Source organism: Vreelandella rituensis, from assembly GCF_003336665.1.
Classification (GTDB): domain Bacteria; phylum Pseudomonadota; class Gammaproteobacteria; order Pseudomonadales; family Halomonadaceae; genus Vreelandella; species Vreelandella rituensis.
On record NZ_QPIJ01000170.1, the window covers coordinates 1 to 700 of the forward strand.

The 700-nt window shown below is 56.7% G+C and carries 1 pseudogene; it reads right to left on the minus strand.

What is annotated here, in order from left to right:
* Positions 1 to 298, minus strand: a pseudogene (locus DU506_RS22660) (hypothetical protein); the annotation flags it as partial.
* Positions 299 to 700 lie beyond the last annotated feature (402 nt).

Consider the following 700-nt stretch of genomic DNA (forward strand, 5'->3'; position numbering starts at 1 on the left):
CCATGTTGCCTGCCAGCGTCCATCGGCTCACGTCATCAACGCTCACTTTTCCACCATAAAGACGCTTGCGCCCTCGGGGTTTCTGTTCTCCCTGATACAGCCAACGCAGATTGGCGTCATGGCGCAGCTTGCCGACCTGATGTAACCCCGTTGCCACGACACCCTGGAGGTAGCGGGTTTTACTGTAATAGCCGTCCGTCACGAGATAACGCACCTGTGGCGGGAGTGACGCACGATCCTGCTGAAGATGGTGAAGATAGCGGTCCACGCGCGACTGTTCACAGTCGGGACGATCCATCGTTTGTCGTGTGGACAGGTGATACGCCGTATTTNTAGCGGTCCACGCGCGACTGTTCACAGTCGGGACGATCCATCGTTTGTCGTGTGGACAGGTGATACGCCGTATTTTCCGTCACGTTCACCACGGCCAGCGTGGATATTTCCAGTCCCCGTTCGGCCCTGCCTGTGCCGCCACTATAGAACTGACCCAGCCCTTCGGTATGCCGGCCGCTTTTAGGAATGAAGCTGCAATCCGTGGCGGCCACCAGGGTGACGGCCGTGTCTTCACTGAGTGGCAGCAAGCTCAGGCGATTGAACTCGGTGAAATCAAACGCACGCCGATACCAACGCGAAAAGGTCTTCTCATGGTAATCACTGTAACGGCTGAGATTGCGAAAGTTGACACGACCTCGCAAACACA